The 21,509-nt window shown below is 68.5% G+C and carries 14 protein-coding genes; 2 read left to right on the top strand and 12 right to left on the bottom strand.

Going from position 1 to position 21,509, the window contains the following annotated elements:
* Window positions 1-40: 40 nt before the first annotated feature.
* A complete protein-coding gene (locus tag FPT20_RS14770; RefSeq protein ID WP_158866613.1) occupies window positions 41-2,503 on the bottom strand; it encodes an Ig-like domain-containing protein in 2,463 nt (820 codons plus the stop codon).
* A gap of 156 nt (window positions 2,504-2,659) precedes the next feature.
* On the opposite strand from FPT20_RS14770, the gene FPT20_RS14765 reads away from it, so the two are divergent.
* Complete coding sequence (locus FPT20_RS14765) at window positions 2,660-6,349, top strand: DUF7507 domain-containing protein (protein WP_158866610.1); 3,690 nt, start codon at window positions 2,660-2,662, stop codon at window positions 6,347-6,349.
* Window positions 6,350-6,405: 56 nt separating this feature from the next.
* Here the strand turns inward: FPT20_RS14765 and FPT20_RS14760 are convergent, their stop codons facing one another.
* From FPT20_RS14760 to FPT20_RS14750, 3 genes are all read right to left on the bottom strand, one after another.
* Window positions 6,406-7,884, bottom strand: coding sequence for a glycosyltransferase family 2 protein (locus FPT20_RS14760; RefSeq protein WP_158868247.1), 1,479 nt, complete (start codon window positions 7,882-7,884; stop codon window positions 6,406-6,408).
* Between the two features lie 123 nt (window positions 7,885-8,007).
* A complete protein-coding gene (locus tag FPT20_RS14755; protein WP_158866607.1) occupies window positions 8,008-8,727 on the bottom strand; it encodes a CE1759 family FMN reductase in 720 nt (239 codons plus the stop codon).
* Between the two features lie 51 nt (window positions 8,728-8,778).
* The gene (locus FPT20_RS14750) at window positions 8,779-9,966 is read right to left on the bottom strand and encodes an LLM class flavin-dependent oxidoreductase (RefSeq protein ID WP_158866604.1); all 1,188 of its coding nucleotides are present in this window, start codon (window positions 9,964-9,966) and stop codon (window positions 8,779-8,781) included.
* A gap of 194 nt (window positions 9,967-10,160) precedes the next feature.
* Between FPT20_RS14750 and FPT20_RS14745 the strand changes: the two genes are divergently transcribed.
* Entirely contained in the window at window positions 10,161-11,084 is a 924-nt protein-coding gene (locus tag FPT20_RS14745) for a DMT family transporter (RefSeq protein ID WP_158866602.1), read from the top strand.
* 139 nt (window positions 11,085-11,223) lie between these two features.
* Here FPT20_RS14745 and purL read toward each other — a convergent pair whose 3' ends face one another.
* From purL to FPT20_RS14705, 8 genes are all read right to left on the bottom strand, one after another.
* A complete protein-coding gene (purL, locus tag FPT20_RS14740; RefSeq protein WP_158866599.1) occupies window positions 11,224-13,542 on the bottom strand; it encodes a phosphoribosylformylglycinamidine synthase subunit PurL in 2,319 nt (772 codons plus the stop codon).
* Between the two features lie 64 nt (window positions 13,543-13,606).
* Window positions 13,607-14,452, bottom strand: a complete 846-nt coding sequence (locus FPT20_RS17885; protein WP_199245835.1) for a hypothetical protein — start codon at window positions 14,450-14,452, stop codon at window positions 13,607-13,609.
* On the bottom strand, window positions 14,449-15,033 hold the full coding sequence (locus FPT20_RS14730) for an RNA polymerase sigma factor (RefSeq protein WP_233265551.1): 585 nt from the start codon (window positions 15,031-15,033) through the stop codon (window positions 14,449-14,451). Before FPT20_RS14730 ends, FPT20_RS17885 begins: the two co-directional genes overlap by 4 nt.
* A 91-nt stretch (window positions 15,034-15,124) precedes the next feature.
* A complete protein-coding gene (locus tag FPT20_RS14725; protein ID WP_158866596.1) occupies window positions 15,125-16,762 on the bottom strand; it encodes an ABC transporter ATP-binding protein in 1,638 nt (545 codons plus the stop codon).
* Window positions 16,759-17,688: an ABC transporter permease gene (locus tag FPT20_RS14720; protein WP_158866594.1), complete on the bottom strand. Its 930-nt coding sequence runs from the start codon at window positions 17,686-17,688 to the stop codon at window positions 16,759-16,761. The genes FPT20_RS14725 and FPT20_RS14720 overlap by 4 nt, the downstream gene beginning before the upstream one ends.
* Entirely contained in the window at window positions 17,685-18,677 is a 993-nt protein-coding gene (locus FPT20_RS14715; protein ID WP_158866592.1) for an ABC transporter permease, read from the bottom strand. The genes FPT20_RS14720 and FPT20_RS14715 overlap by 4 nt, the downstream gene beginning before the upstream one ends.
* A gap of 8 nt (window positions 18,678-18,685) precedes the next feature.
* Window positions 18,686-20,362, bottom strand: a complete 1,677-nt coding sequence (locus tag FPT20_RS14710) for an ABC transporter substrate-binding protein (protein WP_158866590.1) — start codon at window positions 20,360-20,362, stop codon at window positions 18,686-18,688.
* Window positions 20,363-20,420: 58 nt separating this feature from the next.
* Complete coding sequence (locus tag FPT20_RS14705; RefSeq protein WP_158866588.1) at window positions 20,421-21,455, bottom strand: LacI family DNA-binding transcriptional regulator; 1,035 nt, start codon at window positions 21,453-21,455, stop codon at window positions 20,421-20,423.
* Window positions 21,456-21,509: the final 54 nt, after the last annotated feature.

The following is a 21,509-nucleotide window of genomic DNA, read 5'->3' as shown; positions in this document are numbered from 1 at the left end:
CGGATCGACTGATCCGGGGCCTCTTCGCGTTTTGGGGGCGCTACTTCTTGATCGTGTAGTCGAAGGGCGTCTGCGTCTTCACTCCGCCCGCGTCCTGTGTCACGGTGCCGATGAAGCGGCCCTCGAAGAGGGTGATCTTCGAGGTCGCTGCCCACTTGGTGTCGGCTCCGACCGTGGTGTTGGCGATGACGGTTCCGGAGTTGCCCCGGATCTCGATCGACGCGCCCGGCTCACCTGTTCCGGTGAACGTCGGGGTGAGCTCCTTGATCGTGGCGCCGAGCTGCGGCGAGGTCAGCACGAGCGGGTGGGGGATCGTGAAGTCGAAGGGCACCTGGCTGGTCTGGCCGCCCACGTCCTGGGTGATCGTGCCGACGTAGCGGCCCGGTGCCAGCTCAAGCGTGGAGGCGGCGCTCCAGGTCCCCGCCGTGCTCACGGTGGCGGTCGCCAGCACACGTCCGGAACTGCCCTTGACTGCGATGCTCGCACCCGGGTGGCCGGTACCGGTGAACGTCGGCCTCGTCTCCGCGGTCTTCCCGCCGATTGCGGGCGAGGTGAGCGCCGGCGGAGTCGTCGGCTTGACGACGGTGAAGTCGAACCCGGCCGTGCTCGAGTGGGTGCCGGCGGTCTGCGTGACTGTGCCGATGTAACGGCCCGTGCCGAGAGCGATCGTGGATGTCGCGGACCAGTGCCCGTTCGCCTCCACAGTCCCGGAAGCGAGGGTCCGGCCGCTGCTGCCCTTGACCTCGATCGTGGCGCCGGGCTGCCCGGTCCCCTCGAACAGGGGCTGGGCCGCCTGAATGGTCCCGCCGAAGGTCGGAGCCGTCAGTGCGACCGGGGCGACCGAGACGGCGGTGACGTCGATCCGGAAGGTGTTGGTCACCGAGGCCGTGCCGAACTCGGCTCGAGCGCTGATCACGGCCGGTCCCGACCCGGTGGAGGCGTCGATCGCCACCTTCGGGGACCAGCGGAATTCGTTGCCGTTGTTCCACCCGGCGGTTGTGGGCGAGACCGTGCAGGTCATCGTGCGTCCGTCGGCGCTGATCGACTCGACCTGGCAGTCGGCCTCCGACCACCGGGTGAACCCGCCGCCGGAACCGGCGACGCGCCAGTCGAGCGGGACGCTCTGCTGGGCGGCGAACTTCGTGCCGGTCGGTGCGGTGAACGTGATCTTCCCTTGGAACAGGTCCTTTCCGGAGGTGTTCGTGAAGCTGATCGGGGCGTCAACGGTGGTGCCCGCTTTCGCGGTCCCGTTTCCGGCCGTCCCCGCGGTGATGTCGGCGGGCTTGTCGTTGTCAGGCACCTCGACGCGAAAGACGTAGGCGGCAGTGGAGCTGTCGACGTCTTGTGTCACGACACCCGCGTAGGCGCCGTTGTACAGATCCTTCGAGGAGACGACCGACCAGGTGCCTCCCGCGGCGACGACCGTGCTGGCGAGTTGGCCCCCGGCGTTGTCGGTGATCGTGACCGTGGCACCTGGCTGGCCCTTTCCGGAGAAGACCGGCCGCTTGGTGTCCGTGATGACCGCACCGGCCGCCGGCGCGGAGAGCGTCACGCCCACGGGTTTCGGGGCGTCGTAGGTCGAGATGTAGGAAACCGGGATGGTGGTTCCGGGGACGATCGCGGCGCCGCCGATGACGGCCAGCGCCCCGTCCCAGATGAGACCGGAGGAGGTGTTCCCCGGTAGTGAGGTGAGCTGGTAGGTGTCTTCGATCCACCCGTCGGCCGGGGTGCCCCACCCCGTACCCACGAGGCTCAGGGTGCGCTTGTCAGCCGACAGGGTGGGCTGAATGCCGGCCCCGGTCTTGCCGTCGCTCGTCTTGTAGCTGCGCGCGGTCGATGCCCAGATCGTTCCCGTCGGTGCGGTCAGGGTGTAGACGGTGCCGATCTGCCCGTTGGGGTAGAAGCGGAAGGTGATATTCCCCGTCGCGCCAGGCGCCAGGCTCGGACTCGCGACCTGTTCGAGCAGGGTCTTCGTCGCGGTGTATCCGATCGGGGCAGTCGTGCCCGCGCTGATGATGTTGCCGCCGGTGACCGTGATCAGCCCACCGCCCACCGGTCCCGTTGCAGGGTTCGCCGCATCGGATCTCAGAGTGTACGTGTCGTCGACCCACCCATCGGGGCCATAGACCGTGTACGCCGGGACATCGAGGGTCAGGGTGCGCTTGTCCGCGGACAGCGGATGGGTCTGCGAACCACTGGTACCCCTGCTGCTCTTCCACTCACGCTTGCCCGATTCGAAGGTCGTGCCCGTCGGCGCGGTGATCGTGTACTTCAGGCCGACCGCCTGCATCGGGGAACTGATCCGGACTGTGAACTTGCCCGTGCCTCCGGGGCGGATCGTCGGGGTCACCGTCTGCGCGAGCTGGGTGAGGACCGCATCCGGCGGCGCGGAGTCCGGAGTCGCCGCCAGGAGGTGGGCCGGTGCCGCCAATGCCGGGGTCACGCTTCCGCAAGCGAGGGCGATGGCCACTCCCGTGCCGATGATCACGCGTCTTGTCTTCATGTGGTTGTGCCTTTCGACTCAGTGTGCTCGATATAGCACTGAAATCTAAAGGGTAACGTGTAAAAAACTTGGCTGTCAGAGTTTAAAAGCTCTGGTAAAAAATGTCAGATGCAGTATGTTTAAGCGATCTGCGATCCCCTGCCAGAAAGAAACTCCATGCGACTCCATCGTCTGCTCGCGTCGTTCCTCGCCGTGCTGCTCAGCATCGGCGCGGTCGTCGCCGTCAGCGCCCCCGCACACGCGGCATCCTCGGCCGACTACACGGTCGGCATCGCCGCACCCGAGAGCGTGCCGGTCCGGGCGCCCTACACGTACAACGTCAGTGTGGCCGCGCCGTCCGCCTCGACGGCTCCCGTCACCGGCATCACCCTGTCAGCCGACCTTCCCGATGGCGTCGCGTTCGACTCCGTTCCGACCGGAGGGACCTCACCCGTGGCCTCCGCCGAGTACGACGCCGCTCAGAACAGGGTGACCTTCACTCTGACCGCGCTCGACCGGCCGCTTGTGTCGTTCGTCTTCTCCGTCACGCAGACCGACAACTCGGTGAAGGACGCGTCCACCGTGTTCCAGACGTCGGTGAGCGGGACGGGAACGCCGGGCGGGGGGACGCCGAAGGCGACCGCGCGGACGAAGGTCACCGGAGCGCTCTCGTACGCCGCTCAGAAGACGGCGACGGTCATCCCCAACTCCAACAACCGCGACGTCACGTACTACTTCAACATCAGCACGACGGACCAGTCCTCCTTCACGACCTGGTCACAGCGACTCACCGATTCCTTCCCCGTCGGCGCGCGGATCACCGGCTCCTCGGTCGGAGCGGTCGGCGGCGAATGGAGCATCACCGGCACTCCGGAGACCGGGCAGACGGCTGTCTGGGAGCGCGCGGGCACCCCCTACGGGCCGAGCGCGCCTCCCCTCGACCCGACCGGCCGGGCACTCTCGCTGTCGGTGAGCTACCCGACCTCGACCTTCCCCGACAAGACGCCGCCGCCCCTCAACACCGTCGTCCTGCGTGTGGCAGACCATGCGGGGAACGCCGGGCCCGAGGCGACCGCCTCGGTTCAGGCGCCGGCCGTCCGGGACGACTTCAGCGGCAAGGCGTTCGGCATCGCGAAATACGCCGACAACGCAGCGGGCGCGAAGACTCAGACCTACCTCAACGGCCGTTACGTCGCCACCAACGGTGTGGTCGCTTCGTTCCTCAACAGCATCGACAGCCAGAAGGCCGGCACCATGGTCGTGACCGATGCCGCCGGCTCCGACCCCGCGACGGCGGAGTTCTTCGCCCACAACGACGTCTACAAGCTCGCGGTCCTGTTCAACCCGACCGCCGCTCGGGCGGACGTGCCGTTCCGGCTCGAGTACACCTCGACCAGCCAGCCGACGTTCCAGACCTATGGCGCGGGATTCCGTTCCAGCCAAGATCTGCGCGTCACGGTGCAGAACACGGGGTCGGTCGGGATGAACCTCGCCCCGTTCTCGAACGTGCTCACGCTGCCTGCCGGCGACCGGTTGACCGGGTGGCGGGTCGTGCTGTCGCCGGGCGCCGCGGACGAAGCCATCCCCAACGGATCCGCTGTGACCGTCACGACGGGGTACGTGCCCTCGCTGCCGGGGGAGCCGGGTTCGAGCACCACGTTCACGAATACGGCCAGCGTCAGCGGAACGCTCGACGACGGCGCCCAGCTGGCGACCAAGACAGACACGGCCGAGTCGACCACGGTCGACGGTGTGCCGATCATCACGACCGTCAGCGGCCCCTCCACGCTGACCGTCGGCAAGGCCGCGACGTACCGGGCCACCATCTCAAACATGGACCCGACGCGAGGCTCCTACCAGGGCGCGACGTTGAAGGTGGTCCTGCCGCCGGGCGTCTTCTATGACTCGAACGCGGGCGCGAGCCGGGCGTACGCCACCACGCCGGGTACTAACGTGCGGGTGCCCGACATCGGCAAGGGAGTCGGCGTCAGCACAGACACGGTGGCCGACGGTTCGGGCATGAGCCGTCAGGTGGTGACCCTCGTCTTCGACGAGCTCGCATCGCTGCGGCTGACGGGTCAGCCGAAGAACGGCGCCGAGGCGCAGGGCTTCGCGTACGACATCCCCGTCACCGTCCTCCCTCAGGCGTACGCACCGTCCGGTCAGTCGGCCACGGTGCAGTCGTTCGCCTACACGACCGATCCGACTTTCCTGGCGACACCCGGGTCGTACACGCCCGGGTCGTTCGGAGCGGACCGCTACGACTTCAACCCCGCGCTCGACCAGATCGCGGCGGCGTCGGCATCCTCGGTCGTGACGACCGCCGGAGGTCTGATGCTGGGCAAGCTCGTGCGGCCCTCCGCGGACGAACCATGGAACCTGGTCTCACGGGTCGCCAGCCCGGGAGCAGCCGAGTGGCAGCTCTTCGTCAGCAATGCGCTTCCGACCGCGGTCGGCGGGTTCACCGTGTTCGACCGCCTTCCTGCAAAGGGCGACGGTCGGGCGTCCGGGTTCCCGGTCACCCTGAGCGGTCCGGTCAGTGGCGTGCCCGACGGTGCGAAGGTCGAGTACTCGGTCGACGCGACGACGGCGACCAACGGCACCTGGAGCTCCGATCCCATCGGCGCCCGAGCCTTCCGCATGACGATGCCGTCGCTCGTCGCGGGCGCGACCTTCGAACTGATCGCTCCCACGGCGGTCGCAGACAGGGCCGACACGCTCGTCGCCGCGAACGACGCGGTGGTCACGGGTACGGTCGGCGGATCGCGACAGTCGATCACCTCGAACAAGGCGACCATCGTCGGTCCCGTCGAGCCGGCGCTCCAGCTGGTGAAGAAGACGAACGGCGTCGGCTACGACCAGGCGCCGGGAGCATTCGTCGCCTCTGGCAGTGAAGTCGTCTGGACCTACGAGGTGACCAACACCGGCAACATTTCCGTGGACAGCGTCACCGTAGCGGATTCGTTCGTCGACGGCCTCGGCAACACCGGAGGCATCACGACCACGACCCCGGGCAACGGAGTGCTGAGGCCGGGGGAGACCCGCACCTTCACCGCAACGGGGAAGGCGGTCGCCGGGCAGTACGAGAACACGGCGACGGCAACCGCGGTACCGGAGAACCCCTACGATCTCGCCGACGTCCTCGCCACGGTGAGTGCGACTGCGAAGTCGTGGTACTTCGCCGGGGCAGCAGGCCTCACGGTCGAGAAGACGACGAACGACCAGTCGGTCACGGCGGCCCCCGGGCCGTCCCTCCCGGAGGGATCGCCTGTGACGTGGGAGTACCGCGTCACGAACCCGGGTACGGTCCCGCTGACCGACCTACAGGTCGTCGACCGCACTCCGGATGGCACGGTGGTGCACCAGGAGACGATCGCTGCACTCGCTCCCGGCAAGAGCGTCACGATCACGGCTGAGGGAACCGCCATCGCCGGTCAATACGAGAACACCGTCACGGTCACCGCGACCGATGCCGCCTCGGGCGAATCGCTAGAAGCCGCTGACTCGAGCTGGTACACGGGTGTTCCCCTTCCGGTCGATCCGGAGGTGACGGACCCGCCTGCTCCGGTTGACCCAGAGGTGACGGATCCGCCTGCCCCGGTTGAGCCGGAGGCCACGGATCCGCCCGCCCTGGTCGACCCCGAAGTGACAACCCCGCCTGTTTCGGTAGACCCGGAGGCACCGTCCGGGTCGGGCGCGGCCACCAGCGAAGCCGGGAAGAGCGCGCCCACCGCGACCGATCGGACCGGTCGGCTCGCCTCCACGGGTAGCGACCTCAAGCCCGTCCTGGTGATCGCGGCGTTCGTCCTCATCGCGGGCGGAGCGGTGACGATCCTGCTGAGGCGTCGCCGCCGATCGGAGGCGTGAGAGAGACGGGGCCCCGCGCAGCCGCCCGGGGCCCCGTCATTTCCGCGCGGGTCGCCTCAGCTCGCCGCGACCCGGCCGACCTTCTCGGTCTTGTCCCAGCGGGCCTCCGCGCCGGCGAGCTCTTTGAGATACGAGTCGAAGGTGATGGCGCAGAGCAGGGACCCGTACCCCGCGAGATAGATCAGCGCGGGAGCCAGCCAGCGGCCGGCGCGAGTGCGCTCCGCCCTCCGCGCCAGCCACGCGCCGACCATCGAGAACGGGATCCAGATGTAGATCGCCAACGTCAGAGCGAACAGAGTCGACTCATCGAGCACCACACCGAAGGCGCCCGGCAACCACACCAGGAGGAGCGACGGGAACAGCGCGACCAGCATCACGATCATGTTGATGATGCCCGGGAACAGGATGACGCTTCCCAGCTCTTTCCTCGTCGTCGCCCCATCGGTCGCCGATCCGAGGATCAGCACGAACAGGTAGGCGAGCGCAGCCGAGATCCACAACACGCGGAAGACCTGAGCGGCGAACGGAGCCTGCAGGAAGAGCAGCCCGGCGAGACCGATCGACGAAGCGATCATGATCAGCGGCAGCAGCCACAGGCTGAACCAGACGATCCCGAAAGACCAGCCGCCGAGGTTGTGAACGCGAGACGGGCGGAACCAGATCTTCGCATACCGCGCGGTGACCGAGACGTTGCCGCGCGCCCACCGGAGCCGCTGCTTCCACAGACCATCGATCGCGCGCGGCTCCTCGGCCAGCACGTGGGCATGCGGCTCGAAGACGACGCGCTTACCGTGCAACTGGGTCTCGAATGTGGTGATCGTGTCCTCCGCGAGAGTGGAGGTGTCCACCCGACCACCTAGGGCGACGAGGTTCTCGCGGGAATGCAGCTGCGCGCCTCCCGCCAGGCACGCCTGAGCGCCCAGCACGTTCTGCGCGCGTCGCGCGGCCGGCTGCGACAGCACGTATTCGGTGCTGATGAACTTGGTCAGATAGTTGCGGTCGCGACTGCCCTCGCGGATGTACGCCGAAACCGCGCCGACCTCGGGGTCCGCGAGGTGGCGCGTCATCCGGCGGAGCGAGTCGGGAAGGTAGATGACGTCGGCGTCCATGATGAGGAGCGCCTCCATCCAGTCCTCGGCGAGCACCCGCTCGATGCCGTGGTTGAGCGTGCGCGCCTTGCCCTGACCGCCCTGGTCACGCCGGAGGAGGAAGACGTTGCCCGGGTACTGCTCTGCCTTCGCCCGCACGACATCGGGCGTGTCGTCGGTGCTCGCGTCATCGACGACGTAGATGCGCAACGCCTCCAGCGGGTAATCCAGCTTCATGAGGCGATCGATGGAAGCGCCGATGACCGCACCCTCGTTCCACGCGGGAACGATGATCGCGACCCGCGGGAGGTACGGAGCGGCCTTTTTGTAATGGTTGATCCAGGCGTGGAAAGGGATCACCACGAACGTGGCGGCGGCGGCCACGACGGGGACGAGACCGCTGAGCGCGAGGGCCACGCAGACGATCACGCCGATCCATTGCAGCACGGTGATCAGGTCCACTGGAAACCTCCCTCGTCCACCGAGCACCCTACCGCTCCGGGCAGCCGCCACGACGACAAACGGGCCCCGGAATCTGGGGCCCGTTGCATGGCGGAAAGCGCGCGGCCGCTATGGGCGCTGGGCCGGTAGCGTCCCTCCAGCTGCGAGGCGCATCAGGTCGGACCCGAGGTCGATGCCGAGCTCGTTGCCGCCAGCAGATCCGAACTCGTGCTGGTAGCTGTCCCATGACCGGTCGGTGATCTTGCGCTCGATCCCGGACTCCATCAGCACGACGAGCTCGCGGGCTGCGCGGTCGATGCGCTTGCCGAGCGCGTTGTCCTGCCAGTCCTCGGTCGACGCGAACACGGACGTCGGCACCGTCATCGTCCGCAGGAAGGCGAAGAGCGACCGGAGCTCGCCGTCGACCACGAGCGCGTGCCGCGCGGTGCCGGCGGTCGCGCCGAGGATCACCGGCTTCGCGATCAGGAGGTCGTTGTCGAGCACCTGGAAGAACGAGCTGAACAGCCCGCTCGCCTCAGCCTTGTACACCGGAGTGGTGGCGATGATGCCGTCGGCCGTCCGGAGCGCCTCGACCGCCTGCGTGAAACGCGGGCCGAGGTGGCCGGAGGCGAGCGCCGCGCCGAGCTCGGGGAGGAGCTCGCGGAGGTCGAGGTGCAGCGTCTCGACGGTGTGGCCCTCGCGCTGGGCGTTCGCCTCCACTCGCAGCGCCAGCCGGTCGGCGAGCATCTTCGTGGAGGAGGGGTCGCTCACTCCCGCGTTGACCACCACGACCCGGAACGGCCGGGTGCCCTCGGTGCCGAGCCCGAAACCGGTATCGGTGTCGCTCATCTCATGTCCTTCTTCTGCTTCTGGTGTCGTCGTTGCTTTGGTGCGCCGCGGTCAGAGGGCCGGGTAGCTGGCCCGAAGCTCCTCGTCGGTGTCCTGGTAGGGGGAGGCGCCGGTCACGTTGTCCCCGCGGTTGGCGTTGGGGCGCGGCTGCCGCGGCGCGGCGTCGCCGTACTTCGCCTTCACGAGCGACTCGTGGGTGGGGGCCTCGGGGGTCGCCGGGTCCTTGCGGGCCTCCGTCTCCTTGCGGAGCACCGGGATGACCTCCTCGCCGAGCAGGTCGAGCTGCTCGAGGACGGTCTTCAGCGGGAGGCCGGCGTGGTCCATGAGGAACAGCTGGCGCTGGTAGTCGCCCGCCCACTCGCGGAAGGTCAGCGTCTTGTCGATGACCTCCTGCGGGCTCCCCACGGTGAGCGGGGTCGCGTCGGTGAACTCCTCCATCGTCGGACCGTTGCCGTAGACGGGGGCCTCGTTGAAGTAGGGGCGGAACTGCTTCTTGGCGTCCTGCGAGTTCTTCGCGATGAAGGCCTGACCGCCGAGCCCGACGATCGCCTCCTTCGCGGTGCCGTGGCCGTAGTGCTCGAAGCGCTCGCGGTAGAACGCGATGAGCCGCTGGTAGTGCTCCTTCGGCCAGAAGATGTTGTTCGCGAAGAAGCCGTTGCCGTAGAAGGCGGCCTGCTCCGCGATCTCGGGCGTGCGGATGCTCGCGTGCCAGACGAAGGGCGGCACGTCGTCCAGGGGTCGCGGCGTGGAGGTGAAGCCCTGGAGCGGAGTGCGGAAGCGTCCCTCCCAGTCGACCACGTCCTCCCGCCACAGCCGGTGGAGGAGGTTGTAGTTCTCGAGGGCGAGGGGGAGGCCCTGGCGGATGTCCTGCCCGAACCACGGGTACACGGGGCCGGTGTTGCCGCGACCGAGCATGAGGTCCATGCGGCCCTTCGACAGGTGCTGCAGCATCGCGTACTCCTCGGCGATGCGGACCGGGTCGTTGGTCGTGATCAGGGTCGTCGACGTCGTCACGACGAGGCGCTCGGTGAGGGCCGCGATGTGCGACAGGAGGGTCGTGGGCGACGACGAGAAGAACGGCGGGTTGTGGTGCTCGCCGACGGCGAAGACGTCGAGTCCGACCTCCTCGGCGTGGGTCGCGATCTTGACGATCGCGTCGATGCGCTCAGCCTCGCTGGGCGTCTGACCCGAGACCGGGTCGCGGGTGATGTCGCTCACCGAGAAGATTCCGTACTGCATCGTGGCTCCTAAGGTCGTCGCTCGTTCCATGCAAATGCATACAACACGGCTGAGGCGCGAATATTCCCTCCCCCAGCATCCTCCGCCGGCGCGGATGCAAGACGGCGGGAGGACGGAGACGCGTGGCCGGATCTGTGTGCTCGGCGTCCGTTTTCCGCTCGTGGGAGGCCGTGACCAGGCGCTAGCGTCGAGGAGTGAAAGTCGTCGTCCAGTTCGTCGCCATGGGTCTCGTGTGGGGCGCGAGCTTCCTGTTCATGAAGATCGCTCTCGAGGGTGTCTCCTTCGGGCAGGTCGCGTGGGCGCGACTCGTCTTCGGGGCGGTGACGCTCGGCATCATCGCCCTCGCGACGCGGGCCCGATTGCCTCGTGAGCCGATCGTCTGGGTGCACTTCGCGGTCGTGGCGGTGACCTACTGCGTCATCCCGTTCCTTCTTTTCGCCTGGGCCGAGCAGTACGTCGCATCGAGTCTCGCCAGCATCTACAACGCCGTCACGCCGATCACCACGGCTCTTCTCGCGACGGCGGCTTTCCGGGTCGAGAAGCTGAACCGCGACCAGGTACTGGGAGTGCTGGTGGGGATCGTCGGCGTGATCGTCGTGGTGGGCCCCTGGCAGGTGGAGGCGCTGGGCGGCAGCGTCTGGGGGCAGCTCGCGTGCCTCGGCGCTGTGACCTGCTACGGCTTCAGCTTCGGCTACATCCGCCGGTTCATCAGCCCGCGGGCGGTGTCCTCGACGACGAGCGCCTTCCTGAACATCGGACTGGCCGCGGTGATCATGGTGCTGCTGACGCCGCTGGTCGCGTGGCACCCGATCACGTTCAGCTGGCCGGTGCTGCTCTCGCTTCTCGCGCTCGGCGCGTTGGGCACCGGCGTCGTCTACATCTGGAACATGAACGTGCTCCGCGCTTGGGGGCCGACTGCGACGTCCGGCGTGACGTACGTGACGCCGGTCGTCGGTGTCGCGCTGGGCATCCTCGTCCTCGGCGAGCACCTGAGCTGGAACGAACCCGTCGGGGCGGCGGTCGTCCTCGCCGGAATCCTGCTGACGCAGCAGCGCGTACGTCTCTTCACGCGCCGTCAGGCCGACCTCGCGGCCGCAGAGGCCTCCGCCTCCCGCTGACGCGCCCCCACCCATCCGCCCACCATCGAGTCCCCCAAGAATGCAGCTTTGGGCTCGAAAAATGTGCACTCTTGGGGGACTCGATTTTGGGTGTGAGCGTGCGAGGGCGGAGGGGCGAGGGCGCGCGAGCCCGGTGCGCTCAGGCGACAGTCGGGCCGAAGTGCTCCGGGAGCGTCGAGCGGTGGACGCCGCGGAGCTCCTCCACGCCGATCGTGAACTGGTCCTGCACCTCGAGGACGGACTGGGTGCCCACCTCGGCGTCCGTCACGCCGATCCGCAGCACCGGGATGCCGCGGCCTTCGCACAGCCCACGGAACTTGACGTCATCCTCGCGCGAAACGGATACGATGACGCGCCCGGTCGACTCGCTGAACAGCGCGGTCGCCGCGTCGACGCCGTCGCGCTCCTGGATCTCGGTGAGCCACACGCGGGCGCCGACGCCGAACCGCATGACGCTCTCGGCCAGCGCCTGCGCGAGCCCGCCGTCGGCGAGGTCGTGCGCCGACGAGACGAGGCCCTCGAGGGAGGCGGCGTGCAGTGCCCCGGCGAGTGCTCGCTCCGAAGCGAGGTCGACCGCGGGGGGACGGCCGCCGAGGTGGCCGTGGACGGTGCCGGCCCACGCCGAGCCGTCGAGCTCCTCCCGGGTGATGCCGAGGAGGTAGATGTTCTCGCCCTCGTCCTGCCACCCGGCGGGGATGCGGCGCGCCACGTCGTCGATCACGCCGAGCACGCCGACGACCGGGGTCGGGAAGATCGGGGTGTCGCCGGTCTGGTTGTAGAACGACACGTTGCCGCCCGTGACCGGCACCTCCAGCTCGAGGCAGGCGTCGGAGAGGCCCTCGACCGCCTGGGAGAACTGCCACATGACCTCGGGGTTCTCCGGGCTGCCGAAGTTGAGGCAGTCGGTCACGGCGACGGGCACGGCTCCGGAGGCGGCCACGTTGCGGTACGCCTCGGCGAGGGCCAGCTTGGCGCCCTGCTTCGGGTCGAGCTGGCAGTACCTCCCGTTGGCGTCGGTCGCGATCGCGAAACCGAGCCCGCTCTCCTCATCGACGCGGATCATGCCGGCGTCGTCGGGGAAGGCGAGGGCCGTGTTGCCGCCGACGAAGTAGTCGTACTGGTCGGTGATCCAGGACTTGTCGGCGAGGTTGGCGCTGCCGAGAAGGGCGAGCACCTGCTCGCGCAGCTCGTCGCCGGTCTTCGGGCGGGGGAGCACGGAAGCGCTGTCAGCCTGGAGGGCGTCGATCCACGCCGGGTAGGCGACGGGGCGCTCGTACACCGGGCCGTCCACTGCGACGGTGCGCGGGTCGACGTTGACGATCTCCTCGCCGCGCCAGTTGATGACGAGGCGGCCGGTCTCGGTGACCTCTCCGAGCACGCTCGTCTCGACGTCCCACTTGGCGGTGACCGCGAGGAACGCGTCGAGCAGCTCGGGCTTGACGACCGCCATCATGCGCTCCTGGCTCTCCGACATGAGGATCTCCTCGGCGGTGAGGCTCGGGTCGCGCAGGAGGACCTTGTCGAGCTCGATGAACATGCCGCCGTCGCCGTTGGAGGCGAGCTCGCTCGTCGCGCAGGAGATCCCGGCCGCGCCGAGATCCTGGATGCCCTCGACGAGCTTGTCGCGGAACAGCTCGAGGCAGCACTCTATGAGCACCTTCTCGGCGAACGGGTCGCCGACCTGGACGGCGGGGCGCTTGGTGGGGCCACCGGCCGAGAAGGTGTCGGAGGCGAGGATGCTCGCGCCACCGATCCCGTCGCCTCCGGTGCGGGCGCCGAAGAGGACGACCTTGTTGCCGGCGCCGGACGCGTTCGCGAGGTGCAGGTCTTCGTGACGAAGCACGCCGACCGACAGGGCGTTGACGAGCGGGTTGCCCTGGTACACCGAGTCGAAGTAGGTCTCGCCGCCGATGTTCGGGAGGCCGAGGCAGTTGCCGTAGAACGAGATGCCGGAGACGACGCCGTGCACCACGCGGGCCGTGTCCGGGTTGTCGATGGCGCCGAAGCGCAGCTGGTCCATGACGGCGACCGGGCGCGCACCCATCGAGATGATGTCGCGGACGATCCCGCCGACACCGGTCGCGGCGCCCTGGAACGGCTCGATGTAGGAGGGATGGTTGTGCGACTCCACCTTGAAGGTGACCGCCCAGCCCTCGCCGACATCGACGACGCCCGCGTTCTCGCCCATGCCGACCATGAGGTTCTTCTTCATCGCCGGGCTGACCTTCTGGCCGAACTGGCGGAGGTACACCTTCGACGACTTGTAGGAGCAGTGCTCCGACCACATCACCGAGTACATCGCGAGCTCGCCGCTGGTGGGCCGGCGGCCGAGGATCTCGCGGATGCGCGCGTACTCGTCGTCCTTGAGGCCGAGCGCTGCGTAGGGCTGCTCTCGTTCAGGAGTCTCGATCGCGTTCGCGACGGTGTCGACGACGTGGGCGGTGGCGGTGTCGGTCACGCGGGCACTCCAGGCTGGGCGGGGCTGGCGGGGATGCGACCAGTCTACCGGGAGGGGCGGGGGGTCACGCCGGGCAGCGCTCGGAGGGCATGGTCCTGACGCTGCCGTTCTCGACGGGCATCACAGCCTCGTTGGCGATCTGAATGGCGGCGACCTTGTCGTTGAGTCGTTCGTCCGAAGAGTTGCGCACTACGTTGAACACTATCCAGCCGCCCTTCCCGTCTGTCAGTCCGAAGTAGTAGGAAATGTCCGCGTAGGAGCCGGTCTGCTGAATGCCCGGGTAGGCCGCCTGGAGCTCTTCGTAGGTTGATCCGACTCCGATTCCCTCAGCCGTCGCAGGGGACGTTGCCCTGTCCGGCCAGCCGCTGGAACCGACCTCGATGGCCGCTGTCCGCTGAGAGCCGTCTGTGGCCCCGACCAGGCCGATGCTGGACGCAGTCGAACGCAGCCACAAGTACGAGTCGGTGCAGATCGCATCCGTTCTGTCGACGAAGCCCGGAGCCTCATGCGCCTGTGAGCCGAATGTCTGCCCGAGGCGGAACGGACCTACTCCATCGAAGCCGATGATCCACGTCGAGGGATCGGCCGGATCCTCCGCCGGCTCGGTGTGTGTCGGGATAGGCGTAGGCGTAGCCGTTGGCGTTGGCGTTGGCGTTGGCGTTGGCGTGGCAGTGGGCGGTGGGGTCGTAGTCGCCGTGGGCGCCGTGCCCGGCGGCAGGTCGATCAGCCCGGTCCCGAACGCGTACGCCACCGTGCCGCCGGAGATGCTCAGGGCGAGCACCACCAGCCCGGCCACCAGAGCGGTGCGCTTGCGTCCGTTCGCCCGTCCGGGGTGGGCTTCGGCGTTCGACACCACGAGTTCGCGGATCGCCGCCTTGCGGCGCGGGTCGAAGGTGGGCTCGTCGCTCATCGCGCTCCTCCGTTCGTCATCGCCGGGTCCTGCTGCAGCAGCTCGGTGAGCCGTGCCTTCGCCCGGGATAGCCGGGACTTGACGGTTCCCCGGGCCACTCCGAGGGCGGTCGCCGCGTCGGCCGTGCTGAGCTCCTCCAGCACGCAGAGGGTGAGGATGTCCTGGTCGCGCTGCGGCAGCTGCTCGAGTGCGGCGCGAAGGGCGGAGCGGCGGGCGTCGCGATCGATCCGGTCGTCGACCGCTTCGGCGTGGTCGGGCGCGTGCTCGGGTGGAGGGAGCTGCCCGAGACCTTCGCGGTACCGGCGTGACGCCCGCGTGTAGTTGCGGAACACGAAGTTCGTCATGACCAGAAGCCATGCGATGACGGAGCCGTTCACCTCCCGCATCGCGTCGCGCTTGCGCCACGCTTCCAGGAAGACGACGGCCGTGACGTCCTCGGCGTCGTGCAGCGACGACGTCATGCGGAGCGCCTGCCGGAACACGCGGTCGTGGTGCAGGTCGAACAGGTCGCCGAAGGCGTCAGCGTCGCCTGTGCGTACGCGTTCGAGCACAGCCGGCTCGTCGAGTTGGATTCCCCTCACATCTATGAAGTGTCCACGACGGGGTCCGTGGTTCCCGGATTGACGGCGACTCGCATGCGCCGAAGAAACCGCGACCCGCGGGTCGAGGTGACTACCGGGAGGCGCCTCCCCCGACGCGTGAGAACGGATCGGGGATTGCAGCGAGCAGTTCGCGCGTGTACTCGTGCGACGCCCCGTCGATGACCTCGCTCGACGTGCCCTGCTCGCGCACGGTCCCGTCCTGCAGGACGGTGACGTCGTCCGCCAGTGCCCGCGCAGACAGCAGGTCGTGCGTGATGTACAGCATCGCGATGCCGCGATCGGCGACCAGTCCCTTCAGCAGCTCGAGGATCTCGGCGCGGATCGACACGTCGAGCATCGAGACCGGCTCGTCCGCGATGAGCACAGCGGGGTTCGCGGCGAGGGCGCGCGCGATGACGACGCGCTGTCGCTGGCCACCGGAGAGCTGATGGGGCAGTTTGTCGAGGAACCGGGACGCAGGGCTGAGCCCGACCTGCTCGAGCAGCTCGGCGGCTCGATCGCGCAGTTCGCCGCGCTTCACGCCTCCGTAGTTGAGGAGGGGCCGCGAGAGGGTGTAGGCGACCGTGCTCGCCGGGTTCAGCGACGAGAACGGGTCCTGGAACACCAGCTGGACGGTCGCGCGGTAGTCGCGCAGCCGCCGCCCGCGAAGCGAGCCGACGGAGACCGGCGCGGCACCGGGCAGCGTCAGATCGATGGTCCCGGAGTCCGGCCGCTCCATGCCGAGCAGGAGGCGCGCGATGGTCGACTTGCCGGAGCCCGACTGGCCCACGAGCGCCGTGACGGTCTGTTCGCGGAGGGTCAGCGAAACGCCGTCGAGCGCGGTGACCGTCCGGCGTGTGCGGCCGCGACCGACTCGGTACGACCTGCGGACGTCTCTCATGGTGAGCAGCGCATCCGCGGGCTCGGCGGCGGTCGTCTTGCCGACCGCCCCCGACGTCACCCGGTATGCATCGAGGAGCATCGTCGAGTAGGGGTGCTCGGGGCCCGCCAGCAGTTCGGCGGGGGTCGACTGCTCGACGATCTCTCCGTCGAGCATGACGAGGACGCGGTCGCTCAGCTCGAGGACGGTCCCGATGTCGTGGCTGACGAACAGCACCGCGAACCCGAGCTCGGCCTGCAGCGTGCGCAGGCGGTCCAGGATGCGCCGCTGCACCAGCACGTCGAGGCCCGTCGTCGGCTCGTCGAGCACGACCAGCTCGGGGGAGAGCGCGAGCGCGAGGGCCAGGGCGACGCGCTGCTTCATGCCGCCCGACAGCTCGTGCGGGTAGGCGTCGAGCACGCTCTCCTCCAGGTCGACCATGCGCAGCAGCTCGGCCGCGCGGTCGCGGGAGGCGGGCGCCCGGTGAGCCCGGAACGTGTCGCGGAACTGGGTGGCGATCGTCAGCACGGGGTTGAGGGAGTTCATCGACGACTGGAACACCGTCGACAGCGACACCCAGCGGATCGCGCGGAGCTCGTCGTCGCTCATCCGGTCGAGCCGGCGGCCGTCGAAGACGACGCTTCCCCCTTCCACCGCTGCCGGCTTGCTCAGGAGCTGCAGGATGGCGTTGCCGAGCGTCGACTTGCCGCAGCCGGACTCGCCCACGAGCCCGACGAACTCGCCCTTCTCGACGGTGAACGTGACGTTCCGCACGGCGTGGTGCGGCGCGTGATCGCGCGGACGGTAGACGACGGACAGATCGGTGACCTCGAGGAGTGCCACGGTCATCCCTCCCTCAGCTGGGGGTTGCTCAGCGTGTCGATGCCGAAGTTGATCAGGGTGAAGCTCGTGATGACCAGGGCCAGCGCGAGGCCGGGGGCGATCAGCCAGGCGAACTGGCCCGTGAGGAGGGCGCCTCCCACGTTCGCCTGGTTGAGCATGGCGCCCCAGCTGACCGTCTGCGGGTCGCCGAGGCCGAGGAACGCGAGGCCCGCCTCCCCGCCGATCGCACCGAGCGCCGCGCCCATGAAGCCCACGACGATGAGCGAGGTCATGTTGGGCATGATCTCGCGGAGGATGATCCGCCAGGTGCGGTCGCCGGCCAGGCGCGCGGCGGACACGTAGTCGCGGGTCCGGAGCGAGATCACCTGCGAGCGCTTGATCCTGGCGCCGTACGCCCAGCCGGTGATGCTGATGACGAAGATGATCATCCCGAGGCCGCGCACCGGCGAGTAGGAGGCGAGCGTCACGATGAGGGGGAGCACCGGCACGACGAGCGCGAGGTTCGTCAGGAACGACAGGATCTCGTCCACGACCCCCTGGCTGTAACCGGCGACGAGGCCGATGATCAGGCCGATGGCCGTCGAGATCAAGCCGGCCACGAGGCCCACGATGAGGGAGGTCTGCGCTCCCCAGAGGAGCTGGCTGAGCACATCCTCGCCGTTGTCGGTGGTGCCGAGCCAGTGCGCCGAGCTCGGCCCCTCGCTCGCGGCGCCGACGTGGGCGCGCGGGTCGTACGGCGCGATGAGCGGCGCGAGCACCGCCATCAGGATGAAGGCCGCCAGCAGGAAGATGCCGATCCTGCACTTGCGGTCGCGCCAGAGCAGCGTGTACCAGCGCGGGCCGCGTCCGGCGGCGACGGAGCGGACGGCGGCCAGCGCCGACGTCTCCACGCCGAGCGGCTCGCTCTGGGTCGGGGTGGTGGCCGCACTCATGCCGTCGCCGCCTTTCGCACTCGGGGGTCGAGGATGCCGTAGAGGACGTCCGCGGCCAGGTTGGCGACCAGCACGCCGACCGTGGTCAGGAGGAAGATCGCCTGGAGGAGCGGGTAGTCGCTGTTCCCGACCGCCTCGAACAGCAGGCGGCCGAGCCCCGGATAGTTGAAGATCGTCTCGACGAGGATCGTGCCGCCGAGGAGGCCGCCGAGAGCCAGCGCGAAGCCGGTGACCGACGGGAGGATCGCGATGCGCGCTCCGTAGTTGAGGGCGATGGAGCGCTCGCCGAGGCCCTTCGCCTTGGCCAGACGGGAGTAGTCCTCGCCGAGCGTCTGCACCATGTTGTTCCGCATGGCGAGGATCCAGCCGAGCGGTCCGACGATCAGCAGCGAGATCATCGGCAGTGCGGCGTGCGCCACGACGTCGCCGGCGAAGTCCCAGGTCCAGCCGGGCTGGGCGGAGCCGTAGCCGCCGGACTCGGGGAACACCTGCCAGGTGAAGCAGAACACGAAGATCAGCATCAGGGCGATCCAGAAGAACGGCAGCGTGCCGAGGAACGTGGAGCCCAGCGTCAGCACCGAGTCGACGCGCGAGCCGCGACGGTACGCGGCCCACGACCCGAGGAGGGTGCCGACCACGAAGGACACGATGGTCGTGATGCCGACGAGGGCGATCGTCCACGGGATCGCCTGTGCGATGACGTCGGTCACCCGGTACGGGAAGTACGTGAACGACACCCCGAAGTCACCGCGGAAGATCGCTCCGAGGTAGTCGAGGTACTGCTGGAAGAGGTTCTTGTTGCTCACGCCGAGCATGAGGCGCACCGACTGCAGCTGGGCCGGGTCGATGGACGCGTTGCGGCCGACGAGCTTGCGCACGATGGCCTCCGCCGGATCCCCCGGCTGGAGCCGGGGGATCAGGAAGTTGAGGGTGATCGCCGCCCACAGTGTGGCGACGAAGAACCCTGCCCTCCGGAGGAAGTACCGCATGGGGGTTCCTACTTCGCGGGCCGGAGGTGCGTCAGGATGATCGGCATGTCGCCCGGCTTCGCGTACGGGTCGCTCGCGCTCGGCCAGCCGACCGCGCGCTTGGTCGAGTACTCGAACCAGCTCGCGCCGTACCAGAGCGGGATGTACGGCTTCTGCTCGTACATGATCGTGGCGAGCTCGCCGACGGTCGCCTTCTGCTTGGCCGGGTCGGACTCCTGCCCGAGCTGGGCGATCAGCTCGTCGGTCTTGGCGTCGCGCCAGCGGACCTCGTTGGTCTTCGCCGGCTGACCGGTCGGGGCGGTCTCGCTGCTCGCGAGCGGCTCGAGGAAGTTCGTGTACATGTCGCACGTGCCGCCGCGGACGCCGAAGGTCAGGTCGTACTGGCCGGTGAGGCGGTTCTGGCCCTGCACGTCCGGCGTCGGGTTCTGCATGTCGACGCTGATGCCGAGCGCCTGGAAGTCCTTCTGGATGACCTTGCCGGCCTGGATCCAGTCGTTCCAGCCTCCCGGGATCTGGATGGAGAAGCTCAGCGGCTTGCCGTCCTTGCCGAGGCGCTTGCCGGATCCGTCGAGCTTGTACCCGGCCTGGTCGAGCGCCGACTTCGCGGCCGACACGTCGTACGTGATCACGCCCTCGTCGGGGATCGAGGAGGGCAGCCAGTCCTTCGCCGCGGGAAGGACGAGGGAGGTCTGGCTCGCGGCGGTGACGTACCCCTGCTCCGCGTCGTCGACGATGCTCTTCTTGTCCATCGCCTGCGCGATGGCGCTGCGGAACTTCTCGTCGCCGAACGGCGACTTCTCGAGGTTCATGTACAGGCTGATCGGCGAGCCGGCGGGGAACCAGTACTTGTTGTGCTTGGGGTCCTTGGAGACGTACGACTTCTCGATGTCCGGGATGTACATCGCGTTCATGTCGTAGTCGCCGCGCGCCAGCTTGAGCTGGTCGACCTGTCCCTGGTCGGAGTTGTTGAACTGCAGCTTGTCGACGTGGATCTTGTCGGCCTGCCAGTAGTCGGGGTTGCGCTTGAGCACGAGCTGCGTCGGGTTCATCGACTCGACCGTCATCGAGCCGGTCCCCACCGGCTTCGTGTCCGCGAAGGTCGTCGGATCCTTGACCTTCGACCAGATGTGCTGCGGGACGATCAGGACGGAGTTGACGGCCGGCAGGTCGCTGGCGCCCGCCCCGTTGAACGTCATGGTGACCTCGTTCGAGCCGGTCTTCGAGACCGACTTCAGCGAGCTCCAGGCGCCACGCGTGTCCAGTGCCGGGTGGGCCTTGATCATGTCGTAGGTGAAGACGACGTCATCGGCCGTGAAGGGCGTCCCGTCGCTGAATTTCACGCCGTCCCTCAGCGTGTAGACGAGCGTGGAGGGGTCCTTCCACGTCATCTTCGTGGCGAGCCACGGCTCGTAGTCGCACGAGTACTGGTTGAGCATCATGAGCGGCTCGTACAGGTAGTTCGTGACGCTCAAGGACGTCGCCAGGTACGGGTTGTAGTTCGGCTTGGGGTTCGAGCCGCCGCCGAAGCCGCCGAAGTTCAGCACCGGGATGCGACCGTCGGCGCTCTGGGCGCCGCCGTTGCCGGCGCCCGAGCAGCCGCTCAGCGCCAGTGCTACGACGGCGGTCCCGGCGAGCGCCGCCGCGAGTCGCTTCTTGGTGAATGCCGTCAGGCGTCGTCTGTCCATTGGTGGACACCTCCTTGTGTCAGGGATCTCTTGAGGGGCGGATAGAGGAACGGAAGGTTCAGGGGGCGGGATGCGCGCAGCCGCAGCTCGCGCGCTTGACCACCTCGGAGGGGAGCACCACCGACTCGGCGGGCCTCCCGGCGATGAGATCGAGGAGCGCTGCGGCGGCCCGGCCGGAGAGCTCGCGCAGCGGCCGCGACAGGGTGGTCAGCCCGGGGGAGACCAGCGAGGCGAGGGGGACGTCGTCGACGCCGGTGATCGAGATGTCGCGCCCGATCGCCACGCCCTCGCTGAGGAGCGCGAACATCAGGCCGAGCGCCAGCTCGTCGTTGGCGCACACGACCGCGTCGAGCGAACCCGCCCGGAGGCGTTCGAGGATCGCCGGCGCCGCCATGACGCCGTCCACCTGCGTGAGCCAGGCGTGGAGCGGCGGCTCGGGCGTCAGCTCGGCGTCCAGGAGGGCCGCCTCGTACTGGTCGTACCGCGCCTGGATGTCCGGGGAGTCGCTCGGGCGTCCGAGGAACAGGAGCCGGCTCCGGCCGTGGTCCTTGATCAGGTGGGTGACGAGTTCGTGCATGCGCGAGTGATCGCTCCGGACCTGCACCGAGTTGGCGGGAAGGCCCAGGCCGGCGGTATCGCCTCCGATGACGACGACCGGGACCATGTTCGCCAGCCGCGCCAGGATCACGTCGTCGACCACTCCCGAGTGCACCGCGAGCCCGTCGACGCGCTCGACCATCGCCGCGAGGTCGGCCGAGGTTCCTTCGAGGGTGTGCGTGCCGAAGATCGTCACGCTCATCCGGGCGTCGATCGCGGCCCGGTCGAATCCCTCGATCAGCTCGCCGAAGTAGGGACCGCTCAGTCCGGGGAAGACGATCCCCAGGGTCCCGTTCCTCCGGTTCGCGAGGGCTGTGCCGAAGTGGCTCGGGCGGTAGCCGTACTCGGCGATCGCCCGGGAGACACGCTCGCGCATCTCCGGAGAGACCTGGCCGACACCGCGGTAGACGCGGGAGACGGTCGCCGTCGAGACGCCCGCCAGCTCGGCGATCTGGCGCACGTTCAGGCGCTCGCCGTCGCGCTTCGCTTCAGCCACGTCAACTCCTTCGTCGGGCTTGTCCTGATCTCAGACTTTGATACTGTCGAGACG

The sequence above is a fragment of the Leifsonia sp. AG29 genome, assembly GCF_009765225.1.
Classification (GTDB): Bacteria; Actinomycetota; Actinomycetes; order Actinomycetales; family Microbacteriaceae; genus Leifsonia.
The sequence above is the reverse complement of the archived record's forward strand: the minus strand, read 5'-3'. Positions and strand labels throughout refer to the sequence as shown.

What these genes read in the sequence shown, in the direction of transcription:
- FPT20_RS14710 (WP_158866590.1), bottom strand. Translation starts at nt 20,362, where the DNA reads ATGGACAGACGACGCCTGACGGCATTCACCAAGAAGCGACTCGCGGCG.
- FPT20_RS14725 (WP_158866596.1), bottom strand. Translation starts at nt 16,762, where the DNA reads ATGACCGTGGCACTCCTCGAGGTCACCGATCTGTCCGTCGTCTACCGT.
- FPT20_RS14750 (WP_158866604.1), bottom strand. Translation starts at nt 9,966, where the DNA reads ATGCAGTACGGAATCTTCTCGGTGAGCGACATCACCCGCGACCCGGTC.
- FPT20_RS14715 (WP_158866592.1), bottom strand. Translation starts at nt 18,677, where the DNA reads ATGCGGTACTTCCTCCGGAGGGCAGGGTTCTTCGTCGCCACACTGTGG.
- FPT20_RS14770 (WP_158866613.1), bottom strand. Translation starts at nt 2,503, where the DNA reads ATGAAGACAAGACGCGTGATCATCGGCACGGGAGTGGCCATCGCCCTC.
- FPT20_RS14720 (WP_158866594.1), bottom strand. Translation starts at nt 17,688, where the DNA reads ATGAGTGCGGCCACCACCCCGACCCAGAGCGAGCCGCTCGGCGTGGAG.
- FPT20_RS14765 (WP_158866610.1), top strand. Translation starts at nt 2,660, where the DNA reads ATGCGACTCCATCGTCTGCTCGCGTCGTTCCTCGCCGTGCTGCTCAGC.
- FPT20_RS17885 (WP_199245835.1), bottom strand. Translation starts at nt 14,452, where the DNA reads ATGAGCGACGAGCCCACCTTCGACCCGCGCCGCAAGGCGGCGATCCGC.
- FPT20_RS14755 (WP_158866607.1), bottom strand. Translation starts at nt 8,727, where the DNA reads ATGAGCGACACCGATACCGGTTTCGGGCTCGGCACCGAGGGCACCCGG.